Genomic DNA, 21,375 nt, shown 5'->3' on the forward strand with positions numbered 1-21,375 from the left:
TATTCATTTTCTGCACGCTTCCAGCGCATAACAAAAGCCATTAATAGCCGTATAGTTCACCTCATAACCCAGTTCGCCGAGATACCGACTGATTGTATTTATATCAAACTGACTATCAATATCGTGCACTTCAATCAGCATTCGTTCGACCCGGCGTATGAGATCGGGAGATGTATTCAAGATAATATCATATTCACTTCCTTCGCAATCCATTTTCAGCAAATCGATTTTCGCCCTCGGGATGTGGGCCATTATTTCTGAGAATGAGATGGCCGGAATCCATAACTCCTTTGTATTATCAGTATTAAAACTTTTTAACGAAGAAGCGACCACCTGATTATCTTCCGTGTCCTGTACGTATAGCCGCAACATTTCACAAGACGTCCCTGTTACTGCAAAGGGATTGATGGTCACGCTTTTATCAAACCTGCGATTGGAGGATGCAACAGAACGCATTCGTTCGATATTACTGCTCAGAGGCTCATACGCATAAATTTGGGCATTCTTTATTTTAGATAAAAGCAATATATCAAAAAAACCGGCGTTGGCGCCGATATCGATCACCAACGGATCATCAGGCAATACGCGCACCAGCGCCCCGATGTTGTATACGTCAGCCATAAATATCTCCTTAAATACCTGGTGGAGGCTGGCGGGTACGTCGAAACCGAGCTTGTTGGGTTTCGTGACAAAGTGTAGCATCCTGCCACGATCGTGGAATTTGTCGAAGATGTATTCGAACGGGTTTCCAATATTCCTGAACAAATTTATGTATCTCCTTGGACCTGTAACGGGCATAGCTTATGATCTTAACTATATGGAGTATTTCGGGGCAGACATCCAAAGCATTGCCCTGCTACATTATACCCACTGTCTCATTCGCACCAGGTTAATAATGAGCAAGTGCCTGGGTTCGAGTTTTCCTGCGGCTTCATGTCCAATGCATTGTTTGATTTTTAGCCCAAAGCGTGTAGCTTTGTTTTCTTCCGGCCCGGCTGTCAGAGCCAACGGCAAGTACTAACGTTATATAATTCTGATCCCCGTAAAATACTCTAACTAACTATGTCACAAGAACTTACCAGACAGGAACCCCTGTTGACCGAAGATCCCCTGCGGTTTGTTTTGTTCCCTATCAAACATTCCGATATATGGGAAATGTACAAACGTCATGAGGCTTCGTTCTGGACAGCCGAAGAAATCGACCTGTCGCAGGATATGAAGGACTGGGAGAACCTGAATGACGGAGAAAGGCATTTCATTTCCCACGTACTGGCATTCTTTGCGGCATCTGACGGAATCGTCAACGAAAACCTGGCTGTCAATTTTCTTAGCGAAGTGCAATATGCAGAAGCAAAATGCTTCTATGGATTCCAGGTAGCGATGGAGAACATCCACTCCGAAACCTACTCACTGCTGATCGACACCTACATTAAAGATCCGGTTGAAAAAGACAGGTTGCTACGTGCGATCGAGACGATTCCCTGCGTACAGAAAAAAGCTGAATGGGCATTGAAATGGATCAACAGCCCTGTGTTTGCGGAGCGTATCATCGCATTTGCAGCGGTGGAAGGGATTTTCTTCTCCGGATCGTTCTGCTCGATCTTCTGGCTGAAAAAACGCGGCCTGATGCCCGGGCTTTCATTCTCCAACGAGCTGATCTCCCGCGATGAAGGCCTTCATTGCGAGTTCGCATGTTTGTTATACACCAAACATATCCTGAACCAGTTACCACAAGAACGCGTAATCGAAATTATGCTGGACGCGGTGGCAATCGAAAAAGAATTTGTAAGCGAGGCGTTGCCGGTATCGCTGATCGGTATGAATGCCGATTTGATGAAACAATATATCGAATACATCGCCGATTTCTGGCTCGAAAGGCTCGGCTGCCCGAAACAATTCGGTTCAGCCAACCCATTCGATTTCATGGAACTGATCTCGCTTCCGGGCAAGACCAACTTCTTCGAAAAACGTGTAGGAGAATATCAGAAAGCGGGCGTAATGAGCGGTGTGAAGGACAAAGAATCCGCGCACAAGATCTCCTTCGACTCCGATTTCTAGACTACTATTGTCACCCTGAGCGCAGTCGAAGGGCGCGTGCATGATGCATGTGCTTCGGCTACGCTCAGCATGACATCCGTTATAGCTCACCCAATTCCTTCCACACCAGCTCGCTCTCATAGCCTTTTCCCAGCGCGAACCTTGCCAGCTTCTGTTTCAATTTGAAAGGATCCGCCTCCGTTTTGGATAGCAGATCCCGTTTCTTTGAAAGCAATTCCCGTAAACCTGATACGTAATCCTCGTCGCCGATTTCGTTCATTCCCTTTTCAATGCTGTACGTGCTCAGGCCGCGACGGTTCAACTCCTGCCTGATTTTCATCCGGCCCCAGTTTTTGACTCGGAATTTGCCGCCGGCGTAGGTTTTCGCAAAACGTTCCTCGCTCAGGTAATTCATGGAAATCAACTCAGCGATGATCTCGTCGGCCTCGTCGCCCCACACATTCCATTTTTTCAGCCGCTGCTTCACCTCGTCCTGCGTTCGCTCCTGGTAGGCACAGTAGGAAGCCGCTTTTTGCAGAATAAGCCGGTCCATGTATTCAGGTTTTTATTAAATATGCTTAACAATGTACAAGATTAAGGAAATATCACGGACGAATAACTATTTTTGAGAGCACAAGAAACCCCTATTTCCGTTCATCCAAACCCTTTGAACCATGACTTTCCAGAGACGGTCTTTTCTCAAACTCCTGCCTGCATTATCCGGAATTACCTATTTGTCGGAGCCCGCCAAAGCACAGCCGGCTGCAAATATTGCGCTTCGTTTCATCGTCGCGTCCGACGGGCATTACGGACAGCCGGACACCGAGTTCAAGGCTTTCCACGCTGATCTGGTTGGCTGGGTAAACCGTGAGAAATTGCAAAAAGGCGTTGATTTCCTTTTCCTCAACGGAGATCTGATTCACGACGATCCGACTTTGCTATATGATTTCAAAAACGCGATCTCGAATCTGAGTGTCCCCTATTATGTCAGCCGCGGCAACCATGACAAAGTGGGACTGGACGTGTGGCAAAGTACTTGGGGCTATCCTACCAACCACAGCTTTGCAAAAGGCGAATATGCATTCGTAGTAGGCGACACTTCCAACGAGAAAGGCGAGTATATATGCCCCGACGTCACCTGGCTCCGCAACGAAATCGCGAAATACAAGGACAAGAAGGGAGTTTTTATTTTCCTGCACATTACCCCGGCCAAATGGACAACGCACGGCATTGAATGCAAGGAAGTGATCGATCTTTTCGAAAACACGCCGAATGTCAAAGCCATATTCAACGGCCACGACCACGACCAGGATAGTACCAAAATGTACGGCAAAAAGCCTTATTTTTTCGACGGCCATTTCGGAGGCAGTTGGGGAACCGCTTACAAAGGCTACCGCATTGTCGAGATTTACAATGACCACACCTGGCAATCATACCAATACAACCCGACCGCCGCGCCGGTTTTGAATACGTTTAGCGGGAAGAGCTAGCTGGAACTAATCGGGAGAAAACTAATTTGCTCTTGTTTTAGTCTGGTACAGAATTTTAACCACCCGATTCATCAGTCAACAAAAACACCCGATGGATCTACTCAGTGGCCAGCCTCATTGGTTTTATAAAAGTGGGGCACTCTATTCTTACCCTGCGCTATCAGAGAATCTAACAGCAGAAATCGTGATCATGGGCGGCGGCATTACCGGCGCGTTACTGGCCTGGCATCTTACGCAGGCCGGCTTTCCCGTAGTTGTGTTGGAAAAACGACATATCGGGATGGGAAGTACCTCCGGCTCCACGGCGTTGCTTCAATATGAAATCGACACCATGCTTACCGATCTGATCGGGCTTGTCGGGGAAAAGCATGCCGTCCGCAGCTATCTTTTATGTGTGGAAGCCATTCACAGAGCCAGGGAGATTGTAGATTCGCTACCGGTCAAAACAGGCTTTTCACTGGTTAAAAGCGTGTATTACGCTTCAAAAAAAACAGATTTACCATTATTGGAAAAAGAATGCGAAGCGCGCCGTAAGATTGGCATCGATGTCGAGTGGTGGGACCGGGCCACATTACGTTCCCATTTCCCCGGCATTCGCAAAAGCGGCGCGATCCTCTCGCATGACGCTGCGCAGGTAGACGCATATGCGCTCGCACATGCGCTCTTGCAGGAGTGCATCCGGAAAGGCGCACGCGTATATGATACCGTCGAAATCACCGACATCCGGCATGAACGGGGCCGTGTAACGCTGATTTTGGATAATGGCAGCGTTGTCAAAACCAAAAAGCTGATCGTTGCCGCGGGCTATGAATCCCAAAAGCTGATATCACATAACTTCGTTCGCCTGCATGCTACGTACGCGATAGTCAGCAAGCCGATGCCTCAAAAGAAGGAGCTGTGGTATGAGCATGCATTACTTTGGGAAAGTGCCCGGCCTTATTTGTATTTGCGCACTACGGAGGATCATCGCGTGCTAATCGGCGGCAAAGACGAAATGTTTCAAAGCGCTATTAAAAGGGACAAGCTGCTTTACCGGAAATCCAAAGAACTCGAAAAGAATGCCAGAAGCATGTTTCCGGACTTGCCTTTCGTAACAGATTATGCCTGGTGCGGCACTTTTGCGGAGACAGAAGACGGACTTCCGTTTATAGGCAGCGTGAAAGAGCACCCGAACACCTGGTTCGCATTGGGTTTTGGCGGGAACGGCATCCTTTTCAGCATTATTGCCGCCGGCATTATTACGGATCTTATCGCGGGAAAGAAAAATAAGGACGCCGAAATTTTCAGTTTTAAACGGCTTGGCAAGTCATAATTGACCGCCAAGCCGTTCAATACATTATATTACCTTGATCAGGTGGTTCTTCTTGCCTTTTGAAATTAACAGAAACTTATCTTGCAGCAATGCAAAATCGCTTAATGGTTGCTCAGCCGCAGTCACCTTTGATTTGTTCACACTCACCGCATTCTGCTGGATAGCCCGACGAGCTTCACCTTTGGAGGCATACACTTCGCCCCGGGTTACTGTGGAAACCAGGTCCGTAATATTCGCGCACTCGTCCCATTCTGCACGGGTAATTTCCGTTTGCGGTACACCATCGAAAATGGTGTCGAATTCATCCGCCTCAATGCTTTGGAGCATTTCCAGCGTCGCCTTGCCGTACAACACTTCCGAAGCCTTCAATACGAGATCCAATGCCTTTTGCGAGTGAATGCGGATCGTAAGCTCGGATGCCAGCGCCTTTTGCATAATGCGCAAATGCGGCTCGGCAGCATGGCTTGTTTCCAGCGCTTCGATTTCCTCCCGGCCTTTCAGCGAGAACACGCGCAGGTAACGCGGCATATCGTCGTCACTCTGGTTGAGCCAGAATTGGTAGAATTGGTAAGGCGAAGTTCGCTCCGGATCGAGCCAGATGTTACCACCCTCGCTTTTCCCGAATTTGGAGCCGTCGGCTTTGGTAACGAGCGGCGTCGTCAATGCATAAGCCTTGAAATAGCCTTCATCGTCACCTTCCTTGCGGCGGATGATCTCCGTACCAGTCGTAATGTTACCCCATTGGTCCGAACCGCCCATTTGCAGCCGGACATTTTTGGTTTTATATAAATGATAGAAATCGTAGCCCTGCAAAAGCTGATACGAGAACTCGGTAAACGAAATACCGGTTTCCAGTCGCTTTTTCACAGAGTCTTTCGACATCATATAATTCACACTCAGATATTTCCCCGCATCGCGCAGAAATTGTAAGAACCCGATATCCTTGAACCAGTCGTAGTTGTTCACCATTTCCGCCGAATTTTCTCCCGAATTGAAGTCCAGGAACGATTCGAGCTGCTTGCGGATACCCTCCTGGTTGATCCGCAATGTATCCTCATCAAGGAACGACCGCTCGGCAGCCTTGAAAGAAGGATCTCCGATCATTCCCGTAGCGCCGCCCACCAATGCAATAGGCTTGTGACCCGCACGTTGGAAATGCACTAAAAGCATAATGGTAGCCAGGTTACCGATGTGCAGCGAAGGAGCCGTCGGGTCGAAACCGATGTAACCGCATGTCATCTCCTTTTGAAGTTGCTCATGTGTTCCCGGCATCATGTCGTGCAGCATGCCCCGCCAGCGTAGTTCCTCTATAAAATCAATCGCCATTCTAAAAACTGTTGCTTATTTCAAAATCGACCGCAAAGGTACAGGTTATCGGTTTCAAAACTTCTTTATCTCGCGATGGTTTTGCCTGCACGAAAGATTATTAATGCAAAAACAGGTATTTTTGTAGGATTAAAAGGATAATATGCACCCTATCATCAACAAAATCATGTTGTTACGTACTCTCGGAATATTCATCGGTTTCGTTCTCCTGTTCAAGGCAATGCCTGTTGCCGCCCAGAGCACTTATTGTAATCCGATGGACATTGATTACAAATATAATTTCGAGCAGCTCAACGAAAACATCAGCTACCGGTCCGGCGCCGACCCCGTGATTATTAATCATAAAGGCGAATACTTCCTTTTCGTCACTATCTCGGGCGGCTACTGGCATTCCAAAGACATGATCAACTGGAAATACCTGACCGCCAACCGCTGGCCTTTCGAAGATATGTGCGCGCCCGCGGCGGTTTCAGTGCGTGATACCCTGTTTTTATTCCAATCTACTTTCGAATCCCGTCCGATACTGTACTCGGTTGCACCTGAAAAAGGCATTTGGGAATTCTACAACCGCTGGACGCCGCGGCTGCCGAAGGATATCGGCCCCTGGGATCCCGCATTGTTCCACGACCCGGACACCGACAAATGGTATATGTATTGGGGTTCTTCTAATGTGTACCCCATCTTCGGCTCGGAGCTGGATTATTCCAAACGGCTTGCATTCAAGGGGCAATACCAATCCATGTTTTGGTTAAATCAATACGAGCACGGCTGGGAACGCTTCGGGCCAAACCACTCTGACCCATTCAAACCATTCACCGAAGGTGCCTGGATGACCAAGCACAAAGGCAAATACTACCTGCAATACGGCGCACCGGGTACCGAGTATAATGTATATGCCAATGGCACTTACGTATCCGACCAGCCGCTCGGGCCATTTACTTATGCGCCTTACAATCCCGTCTCCTACAAACCGGGCGGTTTCGCCACCGGTGCCGGACACGGCAATACATTCCAGGACAACTTCGGCAACTACTGGAACACCGGCACCTCGTGGATCGGCCTGAACTGGGCTATGGAGCGCCGCATTGTGCGCTACGCAGCCGGTTTCGACAAAGATGGTCAAATGTTTGCCAACACTCGTTTCGGCGACTTCCCGCACAAAATGCCTGCCAAAGCCTGGACCGGCAAAGGCGATGAGCTTTTTACGGGTTGGATGTTACTTTCGTACAAAAAGCCTGCAACAGCGTCCTCAACGCTTGATACCATGGCTGCGCAAAAAATCACTGATGAAAATCCACGGACATTCTGGGCAGCGAAGCAAAACAAACCCGGCGAAACGCTGACGATAGACCTGCAAACCGAACAGGAAGTAAAAGCGGTGCAGGTCAATTACACCGACTACAAATCCGATATTTTCGACAACAAACCTGAAAAAGTATACACGCAGTTCAAAATCTGGACTTCAAAGGATGGTAAGAAGTGGGAACTCGCGAGCGACCTCACCAAAGAGCCCAAACGCGACCGCCCATGCGCCTATATCGAGCTCGCGGCACCCGTGCGTGCGCGTTACATGCGCTACGAGCACGTGCACGTAGCCTCGCCAATATTAGCTATCAGTGAATTCAGGATTTTCGGGAATGGCTTCGGCAAAGCCCCACAAACACCGGCTACCTTCACCGCCGTCCGCCAAAAGGATGCGCGCAATGCGGATTTGAAATGGGAAAAAGTACCGGGGGCCATCGGCTACAATGTGCTATGGGGCATCGCTCCCGATAAACTGTACCAGACCTACCAATTTTGGAACGACGAGCCGAACACCTTCGAGCTGCGCGCATTAAATGTGGGAGTGCCTTATTATTTTGCTATTGAGGCTTTTAATGAGAATGGTGTTTCGGTAGCGAGTAAGGTGGTGGCTGTGAAGTAGCGGGCGGATTACTCTTCGGGAGCGAATTCAATGGTTTCATAAACTTCCCTGACAGGTATTTCGAAACCAAACGCCTCCAATTGGATTACGTCGTCCAGGCTTTTGAAAGAATGGCATGCCCAAAGGTCGCTGCCTCCAACTTGCGAATACAATTCGACCTTTCGTTCCGCCTGAGAAACGATAAGATAGTATTGAAGCGAAGGTATGGTCTTGTATTGATTTAATTTAAAAACCCGGTCCCGCTTGGTAGACGACTTGGATATGACTTCTATCACGACGCTAGGCCGCTCTACAATATAAGTCCCCGAAAGATCCTTTGCTGCACAGGTGACGACCACGTCAGGATACAGATAGCAAATATCCGAGACTTTTAATTTTACAGTTTCGGCAAAAACCCGGCAGCCGCGCGGTCGGAAAAACGTCCTGAAAGCGCCCGATACGTTCCCAACAATGTCATTATGATTGAATGTAGTGCCTGACATGGCGTATACTTCGCCATCATAATATTCATAACGGATATCGCTTTGTTCATCCAGCTCGAAATATTCCTCGACAGTCATCTTCCTGGTAATTAGCTTTACACATCCCATAATTTACTGTTTTTTAACAACAAATTGCGGGAAAAATCAACTCATGAAACTAGGAAGCATTGTCAATTAGCCAGAGGAGCGAAGAATCCCCATAGCTTAAAAAACGATAGTCATTCGCTAATGCCTCAGAATAGATCGTTTTCCAGTCTTTTCCGACAAATGCGGCAACAAGAAGGATGAGTGTGGAGCCAGGTTGATGGTAATTAGTAATTATCCCGCGGCATAAACGAAAACGATAACCAGGAAAAATGAATATCTCCGTTTCGCCTACAATCTCTTGAAGCGCCGAAGCATCCATATAATCTGCAATGGCTTGCAGGGATTGTGTTGCCGACGGAAGCTCTGCCTCTTTCCACGGATATGGATAGAGCTTTTCAATGCTAAATTCTGTCGTTTCCTTTTTAAAAAGCTTTACGCCATACCAATATAAACTTTCCAGCGAGCGCAGCGAAGTAGTGCCGACCGGCACAATATGATCCACCGATTGAAGCAGATTCCGTATTAATTCTCGTGTAAAAACCACCTGCTCGGAATGCATCCGGTGCTCGGTAACCTTCTCTACTTTAATGGGTTGAAAAGTACCCGCTCCGACATGTAAAGTGAGGAACGCTTTGCGAATGCCTTTTTGCTCCAATGCATCAAAAACCCGTGGCGTGAAATGCAGCCCGGCTGTCGGGGCGGCCACGGCGCCGTCATGGTGCGCGTACACGGTCTGGTACGTTTCCTTGTCCGGCTCTTCGATATCGCGGTTAAGATAGGGCGGCAGCGGGATTTCCCCCAATGCTTTCACCAGGTCCAGAAATGTAACGTCGGCGTCCCAGGCGAGCTTCACCAGATTGCCTTCATAATCGTGGTAGGAGACCTGTAAATGTACTTCCCTCCCATTTACAGGAATAATATTGAATAACGTATCGCCGGCTTTCCAACGCTTTTTGTTCCCGATCATACATTCCCACACGCACGAATGCCGCACGAGCATGGCATCGTTGATTACCCTTGTGGGCAGTTCCGGATGTAATAGCAGCAGTTCTATAACCGCGCCTGTTTCTTTCTTGAAATGTGCCCGTGCGGGAATAACCTTGGTGTCGTTAAAAACAAGGAGCGTATCAGCAGGCAGCTGGGAAGTAATATCGATAAAGCGCAAATGACTGATTTCACCATTTTTATACACCATCAGCTTCGACTGATCACGAACTTCCATGGGATACTTCGCGATGCGGTCGTCTGGCAGGTCGTATGTATAGCTTTCCAGATCAATCGCCTCTGCTTCTCTTCGCCACAATGCATCCTGGCTCTCCTCAACCTCCTTTTTCCCTTCCATACCCGGCAATATTAGAGTTTATCGTCGTGCACAGGCGGCCACAGCAAGCGCAATGGAAGCAGGAATACAGCCAGAACGAGCGCAAGGCTTGCATAATACAGCCAGGAGAAATCGAACACGTCCATTTTGTAATTGGTGCTATTGATCGTCGCCAATGCCAGCAAGCTGAAACCAGTGATTGTATTGATCACCGCCACGAGGCAGAAAAGCCAGTTGGTAAGGTGCTCGTTGAGCTCTGCGCGGTGCTGCGCCCACTCCTTGCGTTTCAGGATAGGCAGGTTCATCGGGTCAACATTCGGGATGTGGCGGGCGATGCCCGTGATCACCACGTTATTGAGCAGAAAAAGGCCCATTACGATATAGAAAATGTGTCCTTTTTCGACGTAACGCTCCGCGAGTCCGCTATCCGCGAAGTCGACGGCCACCATTTCGGGGAAAAGCGAATACGTCCAAACGAGCGCCCCGATAACGAATAATAAAGATGCCCAGCGCCAGATCTTTATTGCAAATGTTGTAACTTTCATGAATTGGTAACCTAAATAGAGGTCTTTTCGCCATAGTAAATCAAGCCGCAAAATTAGGTCGGGGAGTTTCTAAAACCTAATTGAAAAAAGCAAAGACCTAATTTCCACAATGAAAATCTACACCAAAACCGGTGACAAAGGCACCACGTCTCTCATCGGAGGCACGCGCCTGAGTAAGGCACACGTGCGCATAGACGCATACGGGACGGTCGATGAACTGAACAGCTACATCGGAATGCTTCGCGACCAGCCGGTGAACGAAGGCCGGAAAGACCTGCTCAAAGAAATCCAGGACCGTCTTTTCACGATCGGCGCACATCTGGCTTCAGAATCCGACCAAAAGAAGAAAATTCTTCCCGATTTGCTCGACGAAGACATTGCGCTACTGGAAAAGGAGATGGATCTGATCGACACCCGGGTGCCCCCACTGCGGGCATTCATCCTGCCGGGCGGTCACGCTTCTGTATCCTTCGGACACATCGCGCGGACGGTTTGCCGCCGGGCCGAGCGGGCGGTGATCCATTTGCAGCAGGGTGAGGAAGTGGAACCCATCGTAATCCGCTATCTCAACCGCCTTTCCGACTACCTTTTTATGCTCTGCCGGGCGATGACGCATGAACTCGGAATTGAAGAAATCACATGGCAGCCGAGGGTTCCGCGGCAAAAATAATTGTTATACTAAATATCAATTATTTGTAGATTAAATTATTTAAATTGCGGGACTTAGAGCGAGTGCGCCGGGATCTCCCAATCCCGCCTCTCTCCAAGGATAAGCTTCGGAAAGCGTTTGAAAAATTAAATTTTTGGCATCATGACAGCCGACACAGTACAAATAGAAGTTCAGCAAACCACCCAATCCCGTTTGCAGGAGGTTGACTTCAACAACCTCGTTTTTGGACGGAACATCTCCGACCATATGTTTATCGCCGAATACAAAGCCGGACAATGGCAAGATCTGCGCATCGTCCCTTACGGCGACCTCTCACTAAGCCCTGCTACCGCCGCGCTACATTACGGTCAGGCTATCTTCGAGGGAATGAAAGCCTACAAAAACGACGCAGGCGAAGTGCTGCTTTTCCGTGCGATCGACAACTGGAAACGCCTCAACAAATCGGCTGAGCGCCTTTGCATGCCGCAGATCCCGGAAGAAATTTTCATGAACGGCCTTACCGAACTGCTCCGCCTGGATGCAGGTTGGGTGCCTTCGCAACCCGGTTGCTCGCTTTACATTCGCCCATACATGTTTGCTACCGACCCTTACATCGGTGTCAAGCCATCGGAATCATACTATTTCATCATTTTCACGAGCCCGGTAGGCACCTATTATGCCAAACCTCCGCGCGTGAAAGTAGAGACGCATTTCATCCGCGCCGCGGAAGGTGGCGTAGGCGCTACCAAATGCGCAGGCAACTATGCAGGTTCGCTTTACCCGGCGAAACTGGCCCAGCAGGAAGGTTACGACCAGTTGATCTGGACCGATGCCCGCGATCATGCGTACATCGAAGAATCGGGAACGATGAACATCATGTTCATGCTGGATGGTAAACTGCTTACTCCGCACGTTTCTGAAACCACGCTGGATGGCATTACCCGCAAAAGCATCGTGGCGATCGCAGAGCACTGGGGTATTCCTGTGGAAGAACGCCGTATCAGCGTAAAAGAAATCATCGATGCATTGAAAGCCGGTAAACTCGAAGCCGCATTCGGGGCCGGAACTGCGGTAGTAATCTCTCCGTTCGCAACGATCGCGTACGAAGGCGTGGATTACGCATTGCCTGAAATCAAGGAAGACTCGTTCGTAAGTAAAGTAAAAACTTATCTGACCGACCTGCGCACTGGTAAAGAACAGGATATCTTCGGCTGGATGCTGAAAGTTTAATGACTGAATGTGTGAACTTGTGAACGTGTAAGACAGCCGCGAATTCATAGGAGAGTTCAAAGCCAAGGGTTATCCCAAAGCTTTGAACTCTTTTTTATTCACTCATTCACTCATTCAAAATTCATTCGCGCAAACGTCCGCGAATAGATTCCCGCAAGGCACAAATAGGAAAAATTAGCAGATATAATTCAAAAGGTGCCCTGAATATTTGGGGCATTTTTTTGTTTTTTATCCTAATTTTGAAATTCACCTGAATTACTAATTACTCACGGTCATGATACAATCTTTTGCGGCTAATGCCGATAAAAATGAGGTTTTTGAAAAAGTACAACAGTTTATAGATGAGCAAGGATTCACCGTCGTAGCCAAAGATCATTCGCGCCCATGGGGTGGTTTCTTCGTACTCGACGAAAGCCAGGCCCCCAAATTCATCTCTACATTTTTCCCGCATCTGTCGCTCGCCGACTTTGCCGGTTATGAAAAATTGAGCCCCAAGATTCTCGTGGTGGCTCCCAACAAACGCCTTTCATGGCAATACCACCACCGCCGTGCCGAAATCTGGAAAGTAATCGGCGGAAGCGCCGGCATCGTGATCAGCGATACCGACGAAGAGACCGAATTGCAGCAACTGCCTATCGGCACGGTTATCAACCTCAAAAAAGGAGAACGCCACCGCCTTGTGGGTGTAAATGAATGGGGTTTTGTAGCTGAAATCTGGCAACATACCGACCCTGCCAACCCTTCGGACGAAGATGATATCGTTCGCGTGCAGGACGATTTCGGAAGATAATGCCATTATCCATGTCCGGCAGGCCGAAGTGGCCTGTCGGATCGGTTCTTACTCATCCTAACCTGACCAGTCATGAAATTTGGAAAAGTTGACGACGCCGACAAAATAGATTTTACATTACCACCCGACAATCCCGCCAATAAAGCACTGCTCAATGCGGCAAAGAGCGGGAAACCCGGAATCTACATCGGGTGCGCCAAATGGAATAAAACCGATCTCAAAGGTTTCTACCCCAAAGGCACTAAAGACGAATTGGCCTATTATGCCACACAGTTCAACAGCATCGAACTGAATGCGACCTTTTACAATAATTTTCCTGTCGAAACCATCGAATCGTGGTATGCCAAAACACCTGCGGGCTTCAAGTTCTTCCCCAAATTGCACCAGGGCATCAGCCATTGGAAAAGGCTGAAAGATGCCAAGGAGCCGACCGACATTTACCTCGACGGTATTGCCCACTTGCAGGATAAACTCGGCATGCTTTTCCTCCAAATGCCCGACAATTTTGGTCCTAAAAACTGGGAAATACTGAAAGCATACCTGGAAGAATGGCCCTCCGGCTTTCCACTCGCGCTGGAACTGCGGCACACAGGCTGGTACAACGACTCTTTCGATAGCGAAGAGTTATACAGCCTGCTCGAAAAGAAAAACATCGCGCATATCGTCACCGACTCGGCTGGCCGTCGTGACCTGCTGCATATGCGGCTCACCACTCCGACCGCATTCATCCGCTATAACGGTGCCAACGTGGATTCTGACTACACGCGCCTGGACGACTGGTTTGAAAGATTGAAACTCTGGATCGACGAGGGTATTCAGAATATCTACTTCTTCGTGCATCAGAACCACGAAGAAGCCTCTCCGCTGCTATCTTCATATTTGATCCAAAAGTTGAACAAAGAACTGGGAATGGAACTGCAAGTTCCTTATGACCCGAGGGTCGCAAGCGGGCAGGTTAGTTTATTCAAATAGCAAAAAGGCGGGATCGATGCATCGGTGTCCGCCTTTTTAACTTCTATTTCAGGTCAAATTTTACACCTTGCTCGGGGAAGATCAATCGTAGGTCTAAATGATTGGCTGTTTCCAATTCCTTTCGGATCGTTTCTTCATTATTTCCTACGGGTTTAATGTGCGTAACGACCACATTCAGGTTCCGCAAGTGCTCCTTTCCGGCAAGTCGCCCCAGTACCTCAAACTCTTTTATAAACCATTTCGGCGTCAGGTGACCGTATAAATGGCGGTCAGGCTGCGCATTCGGATAGGAAACTTCCAGAAAAACGCCTTTCAATTTTCCCGATTTCACAAGCGGCGCGACCGCGGCCCAAACCCGTTTCATATGGTCAGTCTGCTCCACTTCATCCGGGCCAGTATCACCAAAATAGAGGACATACTCGTCACCACGCCTCACCAGAAACGCCGTACTCGAATAGGGCTTCGAATGGCTCAGCGGGAATGCCTGCACCGACATTTCCGTTTCCTTAACCGGTATTTCGACACCTTCCGTCAACTGTTGGTAGCGGTATTTGTTCAACGCGGGGGCATTGCCATCATTTGCCAGGTTAGGCCAGCTTTGCCAGTTGAAGTAATGCGCTTTCATCACACTAATGCAATGCTCCATCGCGTAAACCTGCTTCACCGTGTCGTCCACCGAATTGATAATCATTCCTGATATATGATCGAGATGTGGATGCGAAATGAGGTAGCCCTTAATGTATTTTTTCAGAACTGTTTCCGCATTTACTTTAAACGCCTTCTTCTCAATTCCTTTTTCGATCCCATTACTCACCGTGCCCGCATCCAGGCATACGTATGCGTCTGAGCCCGCAGGGGCGAGCATGTATGCGGAGAGATTTCCATCAGTTGCGCCGCCATTGACGCCTAATGGAATTATCTGAAAACCTGTTTGCGCAGAAACGGGGAAGCATACTAGGAGGAATATCAGCAAACAGAAATTACGTAACATATATAGGTAGGGGGTAAACGTCCCGACAAAGCTAAGGGACGTTAGCGTAAAATTCATACGTATGCGAGTACTCTCGGCTTGCATTGTATTCAAATGCACCGTTGGAACCAAATATTAACTAGCGCCAGCCGGATATTCATTCATCTTTAACAAGCTTTCAATAAGTGCTGTAATTAGTAATACTGATTGTAAAAAGCGCAACACCTATTAAAAAACCTGCTCTATGAAAAAAGTTCTTCGCGTATTGGCCATCTGCATAATAGGTATCCATTCTACCTATGGCCAGGTTTTTCCGGAAACTTTTACAAGTTCGGTGTGCAGCAACTGTGCGCCATCCGGATATAGCATCGTTTCCGGAGAGCCGGCCATTTCGAATATCGTTGGCTATCCTGGTGTCTCGTGGGCTTTCGGAGTTCCAGAGCCTCCCTCCAAAAATGAAGTACTTTTCCCCAACACTAATGGCGTATTTGTCTCATTAAAGAGTATTGGCAATCAAAGCGCCAAAGTCTCAGTCGTTTCAGGAGGCTTCGTCCCGGGGTTCCAATACACTCTAAAGTACTATGTACTTTCTTCAAAGGAGCAGTCTACACATTATGGTACCAGTGCCACCCTGCGCGTTGCCACCACTGATCAATTTCCGGCGATTATTGCTACTAAGGTAACCACTTTCGACGCGAGCAACATCCATCAATGGTTATTACAGGAGATAACCTTTACAGCTACGAACGCGCAACTCGAATTTACACTTTACGGAGCTTGTAATGCAGGCACCGGGTATGTAAACTTTGATATTTACTCAAGGCCGTTTACATGCAAGATTCCCGGCGGGCAGGTTAAATTCATAAGAGATTCGGATGTAACACCGTTTTCCTGTGCGACAGAAAATCTCTACGAAAATGTACAATTACCCATCCCGCCTGGCGCACAGGTGATATGGAAAAAGAACCCCGATGTGGCTTGGGGGACGTTAACAACTCAACAAGCCTCTCAGGCAAGTCCATTACCTGTTGGCCAATACTATTATGCATTTTATAAGGGAGAAAACATTTCTTACGAATGCTATAATACAGAAATGTCTTCGGCTGCATTTTCCTTCAACGTCACCGAAACTCAAGCTACGCTCAAAAGTAATTCCGCTGCCATCAACTGTGTCGATCAAAGCTCATTCAATCTGAAAAGCCAGGAAGCGCAATCGCCCTACGAGGTCCGGTGGTTTAACAACGACAGCCATGTCGGCCCAATGATTGCCGACCCGACTCAAGCTCCGATAGGTAGTTACTACGCGTTCTATTTTAACCCCAATGGTAACTGTTATTCCACCAACAAGGCTCTGTTAAGCTCCGCATTTTCGGTTACCGCAGCTACAATTTGCTGCAACAATCCCAACAATCCTTCAAGCCAGATCGCTCTTTCCGGATCCAATGCCAATATTGCCTGCCCGATGCAAACAGCTGATCTGACAAGTTTCCTTCCCCAGCCGCTAAGCTTGCCACCGAATACCGTTATTGAATGGTTTACCAGCCCGGACCATACTACCGGTAAAGTAGACAACCCCGCCGCGGTTACCACTGGCACCTACTATGTTTTTGCACACGATCTCACTTATGGTTGCTACAACACCAATGTCTCAACGTCTTACATCAATGTTACCACTCCTTGCGCTGCGCCAGAATTAAGCGTTTCTCTTGACATTGACGGACTAAACTTTAATGAAGGTGCGGAAAGGGACTTTGTCATCAATCTTCATGAAACTGCGGGGTTCGGCACTAACGGAAATGTCTCCTTCCGAATTAACAAGATTGGTGCATTTGACATTACCTACCCAACAAGCAGTGGAGTTTCCGGCGTATTCGGAGGCATTAACAACACGAATGGCAACTGGAGTTTTTCTGAAGACGACAATTTCATTACGGCCAGCTCAAACGTGGCCCTTCCGGCAAGCAGCGTATCGGTAATAGGTTTTAAAATCAAAAGAAAGGCAGACAAGCCGGCAGGCATTACACAAAATTTGACGGCTGTTATCGTAACTAACTCTGGTGGAGAGAAAAATGGCTACAACAACGCGGTTGTAACGGCTGTCTCAACAAACTAATGCCCCCATCCACAAGTTTGCGCTCTATAAAACCTTACCATATTGTCAAAATGAAAGTAATTATACAGGCGATGCTAATGACGCTATGCGTGCATTACGGCTTCACACAAGACCTCGACATCAACCTCAATCCGCAGCAAGCTTTCATTCTGGACAAGACAAAAGGTGAGGTGGAAGTCAAAATATGCAATTGCCATACAGCAAGCACCACCGCTCCAAGTGACAAGCCAAGGCCGCAAATCAGTTTCCCGGATAACCTTGTACTGAAAGAGATAACAAACATAGATGGATCAGCCCTCACCGGCTTTACCATCCAAAGTTCAACGAATGATCCCGGGAATCATACGGTTCGCCTTCTGGCAAACACGGCCTTGCCTAATACCTCATGCATTTCTTTTCTGATTCAGGTTCAAGGTAATGGGGCCGGTGTAGGGATAATAACGGCGACCCTGGGATCACAGGGGCCTCAGACAGACGGCAACTATACCGCAAATGACAACGCTATGGCTGCAATTCCTGTTCAGATAAATTTTCCGGTGACACTGAAAGAATTCAGGGCCAGAAAGGAAGAAGAGACGGCAATTCTGAATTGGACGACAACGGAAGAAATGAATGCAAGCCATTTCGATGTGCAGCGCAGCGGAAACGGTAAAAATTGGCAGACGCTCATCAGCGTTCCCGCAAAAGGTGACTCTAAGACCCGGACAGACTATTCATTTACAGACACCGACCCGTTGAATGGCCAAAATCTTTACCGCCTCCACATGATCGACATTGATGGGTCAGCGACTTACAGTGCCATATGCAATCTGAGGTTCGAATTTCAGCCGCAGCTGGTCTTTCCCAATCCCGCAAACGACTTTTTGAACGTCAAAGCCGAAGATTGGAGTAAAATACAGCACATAATAATCAGAGACAACAAAGGAAGACAAGTCTATCATTCAAGCAGGAAACGAATTGACCGAATTGACTTAACCGGATTTGTTTCAGGCATTTACATAGTCGAAATAGCTAAAAGCAATAACGAAACCAAAATGTGGAGGATCGTAGTTGCAAGGTGATCCCTGGTCCATTTCTCAGGGGCAAAGTGTACCTTCGCGAAAATCATCAACCAAGGCATGTTTCACATCATCCGCACCACCAGCGACAATCCCGATTTCCAGAACCTCACCAGCGAGCTCGACGACGAGCTGTGCCGCATTTACAACACCAACAAGGAAGATTACGAAGAATACAACCGCATCACCCGTCTGCCGACAGTTATACTGGCTTATGAAAATGATGCAGCCATTGCCTGTGGCTGCATCAAGCAATTCGACACGCACCGCATCGAGCTAAAACGAATGTTTGTAAAACCCGGATTCCGCGGCAAAGGCATCGCCTCAATGATGGTCCATGAGCTTCAAAGATGGGGAAAAGAACTGGGTTACGGATCAATAATCCTCGAGACCGGCAAAGGCCAACCGGATGCCATTGCATTATACCGGAGGCTGGGCTATACCAATATTCCGCATTTCGGAGAATTTCCTGAGGAGTCCCGGAGTGTTTGTTTGGGGAAAGATTTAATTTAAGCGCGTCAACAGCACCAAGCGTAACGTGAACACCACCGCCCCCCATCCCTTCTATCAAAAATTCGCCCTAACCCTCCTCGCGATCGGGATCATTATGCTCGCGATTTATCTTGGGCAGGATATTGTTGTGCCGCTGGCACTGGCCGGGCTGCTGGCCGTGCTGCTCCGACCTCTCGAGCGCCTGTTTATTCGAATCGGAATACCGAAATTGCTCTCTATTACACTGGCATTGCTGATCGCGGTCCTGATCGTTTCGGCGGTAACAGTACTTATTTCCATGCAACTGGCCGATTTCTCCGACGAATGGCCAAAACTCAAAAGGAACATCGACCTTTTCTACCGCGATGCGCGGCGCTGGATACGCCGCGAGTACAGTGTAAGCTACCGCCAGCAAGCCGAATATTTGAAGAATGCTCAAAGCAAAACGCTCGAAACTTTCCAGGGGCCAGAAACACTTGGGGTAGTAACGGGGCCGCTCGGCACGTTGATCCTTATCCCCATTTATACGTTCCTGCTGCTCTACTACCGTGCGATGCTGATCCATTTCACAGTAGTGCTCTTCGCGGAAGAGCAAAAACAGCGCGTGCTGGAGATACTGGGAGAGATCAAATCCATTATCCAGAGTTACATGGTAGGACTCTTGCTGGAAACGACCGCTGTGGCAGTCCTCAACTCCGCTGGATTACTGATCTTGAATGTACAATATGCAATTTTGCTGGGCGTAATGGCCGCAATCCTCAATTTGGTACCCTATATCGGCGGCCTTGTTGCGACCGCACTGGCGGTAATGGTGACGTTCATCAGCCATCCCGAAATCGATGTGCTGCTGGGGGTTGTGGGGGTATTTATAGCCGTGCAGGTGATCGACAACAATTTCCTGGTGCCGTTCATTGTCGGCTCCAAAGTACGTATCAACGCACTGGTATCGATCGTGGGCGTACTCGTGGGCGGCGCGCTCGCGGGATTATCGGGGATGTTCCTTTCCATTCCGGTGATTGCCATGATGAAAGTGATTTTCGACCGGGTGCCGGGACTCGAACCCTGGGGTATCCTGCTCGGTGACCAAACGCCCGAGCAGGCCAATAACAACCTGTTCCGTTTCGTGAATCTGAAAAAAGTGACGGCCGGCGATCCGGCGACCGGCGATGATACTGCGGCAGGCGATCCGGCGGCAGGCGCCCCTGCGGCAGGCGCCCCTGAAGAGGAAAAAGAAAACCAGTCGTGAAAATTCCACGACCGGTTATGATTGGTGTCAGCTTACAAATTGCTTGGTATCCACCACCGCTTTGAGGTCATGCAGCAGGCTGAACAGCCCGAAAAATGTGCGGTTGATGTAAATAAAATGTTTCGAGCCACGATTCATGTTCATTTTGCGCAGCTCTTTGTCGTTGGCATATTTCTCGCCCAATGCGGCGAGTTTCAGGAAGAATTCTTCATCCGAAAAATCGAATGTCTCGGCCTGAAACGGCTGCGTCAGTAACGCGAGTATTTCCCTGAAAAGATTCGAAAAATAGATGGTTTCCGCCCGGGTATCTTTTTCTGTCAGGATTTCCAGCTCAACCAGTTTGGCATGAAAAACTGCGGGATTGTTCAGATTTTCAGGCTCGGCGAGCTCGAAATACGGGACGTAGAAATCCTCGGGAATTTCTTTGATGCAGCCGAAATCGATAGCGATGAGGTTGTCGTTTTCATCGATCAGGAAATTGCCCGGGTGCGGATCGGCGTGTACTTTGCGGAGCTGATGCACCTGGAACATGTAAAAATCCCACAATGCCTGACCTATTTTATTAGCTGTTGCCTGGTCCGGATTCGTTTTGCAAAATTCCGACCAATGCACGCCATCCATCCAATCCATCGTGATCACACGCTCGCTGGAAAATTCAGGATAGTATTTCGGAAAACGCAGATTCGGAATGTGCTCGCAAGCCTCGGCGATTTCGGTGCTATTGGCTATTTCAAGAATGTAATTCGTCTCTTCCGTCAGCTTCGTTTCGACTTCTTTGAAATACTTATCCGAATCTTTCGCCTGAATGTTGAACATTTTCATGGCAATTGGCTTCACGAGCGCGAGGTCCGAAGAAATGCTTTCCGCCACGCCGGGATACTGGATTTTCACCGCCAGTTCTTTTCGTCCATGTGTCGCTTTATGCACCTGACCGATGCTTGCCGCATTGATCGCATTCGGATTGAATGTATCAAACAATTCCAGAGGCGATTTTCCGAAGTATTTCCGGAAAGTCTTCACCACCAAAGGCGCCGAAAGCGGCGGTACTGAAAATTGCGAGAGCGAAAACTTCTCCACATAAGCCTGCGGCAGGAAATTCTTCTCCATACTCAGCATCTGGGCAAGCTTCAATGCACTGCCTTTCAAGCTTTTGAGGCTATCGTAAATATCCTCTGCATTGTTATTGTTGAGATTGTCACGCGCCGTCTCAGGACTGGTAATTTTTTCGCCGTAATACTTCAGATAATTCCCCCCAATCTTGACCCCCGTCGAAATAAGCCGGGTCGCACGCCTTATTTTGGAAGTAGGGATACTGTCAATTGTTTCCATTC

Annotated in this window: 20 protein-coding genes; 12 read left to right on the plus strand and 8 right to left on the minus strand. The window is 48.4% G+C overall.

Going from position 1 to position 21,375, the window contains the following annotated elements; all coding sequences use genetic code 11:
- Positions 1–3 precede the first annotated feature (3 nt).
- Complete coding sequence (locus tag AC2YIT_RS29745) at positions 4–621, minus strand: FkbM family methyltransferase (RefSeq protein ID WP_487281585.1); 618 nt, start codon at positions 619–621, stop codon at positions 4–6.
- 441 nt (positions 622–1,062) lie between these two features.
- On the opposite strand from AC2YIT_RS29745, the gene AC2YIT_RS29750 reads away from it, so the two are divergent.
- Entirely contained in the window at positions 1,063–2,058 is a 996-nt protein-coding gene (locus AC2YIT_RS29750) for a ribonucleoside-diphosphate reductase small subunit (RefSeq protein WP_430851571.1), read from the plus strand.
- Between the two features lie 79 nt (positions 2,059–2,137).
- Here the strand turns inward: AC2YIT_RS29750 and AC2YIT_RS29755 are convergent, their stop codons facing one another.
- Positions 2,138–2,590: a regulatory protein RecX gene (locus tag AC2YIT_RS29755; protein WP_430851569.1), complete on the minus strand. Its 453-nt coding sequence runs from the start codon at positions 2,588–2,590 to the stop codon at positions 2,138–2,140.
- Positions 2,591–2,711: 121 nt separating this feature from the next.
- On the opposite strand from AC2YIT_RS29755, the gene AC2YIT_RS29760 reads away from it, so the two are divergent.
- Positions 2,712–3,527, plus strand: a complete 816-nt coding sequence (locus tag AC2YIT_RS29760; RefSeq protein ID WP_487281586.1) for a metallophosphoesterase family protein — start codon at positions 2,712–2,714, stop codon at positions 3,525–3,527.
- A 91-nt stretch (positions 3,528–3,618) separates the two neighbouring features.
- A complete protein-coding gene (locus AC2YIT_RS29765) occupies positions 3,619–4,839 on the plus strand; it encodes an NAD(P)/FAD-dependent oxidoreductase (protein WP_487281587.1) in 1,221 nt (406 codons plus the stop codon).
- Positions 4,840–4,863: 24 nt separating this feature from the next.
- Here the strand turns inward: AC2YIT_RS29765 and tyrS are convergent, their stop codons facing one another.
- Complete coding sequence (tyrS, locus tag AC2YIT_RS29770; protein ID WP_487281627.1) at positions 4,864–6,159, minus strand: tyrosine--tRNA ligase; 1,296 nt, start codon at positions 6,157–6,159, stop codon at positions 4,864–4,866.
- A gap of 148 nt (positions 6,160–6,307) precedes the next feature.
- On the opposite strand from tyrS, the gene AC2YIT_RS29775 reads away from it, so the two are divergent.
- Positions 6,308–8,089: a family 43 glycosylhydrolase gene (locus AC2YIT_RS29775; protein ID WP_487281588.1), complete on the plus strand. Its 1,782-nt coding sequence runs from the start codon at positions 6,308–6,310 to the stop codon at positions 8,087–8,089.
- 8 nt (positions 8,090–8,097) lie between these two features.
- Here the strand turns inward: AC2YIT_RS29775 and AC2YIT_RS29780 are convergent, their stop codons facing one another.
- The 3 genes from AC2YIT_RS29780 to AC2YIT_RS29790 form a co-directional block, all read right to left on the minus strand.
- Complete coding sequence (locus AC2YIT_RS29780; protein WP_487281589.1) at positions 8,098–8,649, minus strand: Uma2 family endonuclease; 552 nt, start codon at positions 8,647–8,649, stop codon at positions 8,098–8,100.
- 79 nt (positions 8,650–8,728) lie between these two features.
- Positions 8,729–10,000 (minus strand): S-adenosylmethionine:tRNA ribosyltransferase-isomerase, encoded by a 1,272-nt coding sequence (locus AC2YIT_RS29785; RefSeq protein WP_487281590.1) that lies wholly within the window; start codon positions 9,998–10,000, stop codon positions 8,729–8,731.
- 11 nt (positions 10,001–10,011) lie between these two features.
- Entirely contained in the window at positions 10,012–10,524 is a 513-nt protein-coding gene (locus AC2YIT_RS29790; protein WP_487281591.1) for a hypothetical protein, read from the minus strand.
- A 109-nt stretch (positions 10,525–10,633) separates the two neighbouring features.
- Here AC2YIT_RS29790 and AC2YIT_RS29795 point away from each other — a divergent pair, with 109 nt between their 5' ends.
- From AC2YIT_RS29795 to AC2YIT_RS29810, 4 genes are all read left to right on the plus strand, one after another.
- On the plus strand, positions 10,634–11,194 hold the full coding sequence (locus tag AC2YIT_RS29795) for a cob(I)yrinic acid a,c-diamide adenosyltransferase (protein ID WP_487281592.1): 561 nt from the start codon (positions 10,634–10,636) through the stop codon (positions 11,192–11,194).
- 141 nt (positions 11,195–11,335) lie between these two features.
- Positions 11,336–12,403 (plus strand): branched-chain amino acid aminotransferase, encoded by a 1,068-nt coding sequence (locus AC2YIT_RS29800; RefSeq protein WP_487281593.1) that lies wholly within the window; start codon positions 11,336–11,338, stop codon positions 12,401–12,403.
- A gap of 274 nt (positions 12,404–12,677) precedes the next feature.
- Positions 12,678–13,193 carry a cupin domain-containing protein gene (locus AC2YIT_RS29805; RefSeq protein WP_487281594.1) on the plus strand — a complete coding sequence of 172 codons (516 nt, stop codon included), beginning with the start codon at positions 12,678–12,680 and terminating at the stop codon, positions 13,191–13,193.
- Between the two features lie 72 nt (positions 13,194–13,265).
- Positions 13,266–14,165, plus strand: coding sequence for a DUF72 domain-containing protein (locus AC2YIT_RS29810; protein WP_487281595.1), 900 nt, complete (start codon positions 13,266–13,268; stop codon positions 14,163–14,165).
- A gap of 43 nt (positions 14,166–14,208) precedes the next feature.
- On the opposite strand, the gene AC2YIT_RS29815 is transcribed toward AC2YIT_RS29810, so the two are convergent.
- The gene (locus AC2YIT_RS29815) at positions 14,209–15,156 is read right to left on the minus strand and encodes an MBL fold metallo-hydrolase (RefSeq protein ID WP_487281596.1); all 948 of its coding nucleotides are present in this window, start codon (positions 15,154–15,156) and stop codon (positions 14,209–14,211) included.
- 223 nt (positions 15,157–15,379) lie between these two features.
- Here AC2YIT_RS29815 and AC2YIT_RS29820 point away from each other — a divergent pair, with 223 nt between their 5' ends.
- From AC2YIT_RS29820 to AC2YIT_RS29835, 4 genes are read left to right on the plus strand one after another with little or no spacing between them, the layout of a single operon-like run.
- Positions 15,380–17,248 carry a hypothetical protein gene (locus AC2YIT_RS29820; protein WP_487281597.1) on the plus strand — a complete coding sequence of 623 codons (1,869 nt, stop codon included), beginning with the start codon at positions 15,380–15,382 and terminating at the stop codon, positions 17,246–17,248.
- A gap of 50 nt (positions 17,249–17,298) precedes the next feature.
- Positions 17,299–18,309: a T9SS type A sorting domain-containing protein gene (locus tag AC2YIT_RS29825; protein WP_487281598.1), complete on the plus strand. Its 1,011-nt coding sequence runs from the start codon at positions 17,299–17,301 to the stop codon at positions 18,307–18,309.
- Positions 18,310–18,366: 57 nt separating this feature from the next.
- Positions 18,367–18,819, plus strand: a complete 453-nt coding sequence (locus tag AC2YIT_RS29830) for a GNAT family N-acetyltransferase (RefSeq protein ID WP_487281599.1) — start codon at positions 18,367–18,369, stop codon at positions 18,817–18,819.
- A 25-nt stretch (positions 18,820–18,844) separates the two neighbouring features.
- Positions 18,845–20,044, plus strand: coding sequence for an AI-2E family transporter (locus AC2YIT_RS29835; protein WP_487281600.1), 1,200 nt, complete (start codon positions 18,845–18,847; stop codon positions 20,042–20,044).
- Between the two features lie 27 nt (positions 20,045–20,071).
- Here the strand turns inward: AC2YIT_RS29835 and AC2YIT_RS29840 are convergent, their stop codons facing one another.
- Positions 20,072–21,373, minus strand: coding sequence for an ABC1 kinase family protein (locus AC2YIT_RS29840; RefSeq protein ID WP_487281601.1), 1,302 nt, complete (start codon positions 21,371–21,373; stop codon positions 20,072–20,074).
- Between the last annotated feature and the right edge of the window lie 2 nt (positions 21,374–21,375).

The organism is Dyadobacter sp. SRI_021 (assembly GCF_057586235.1).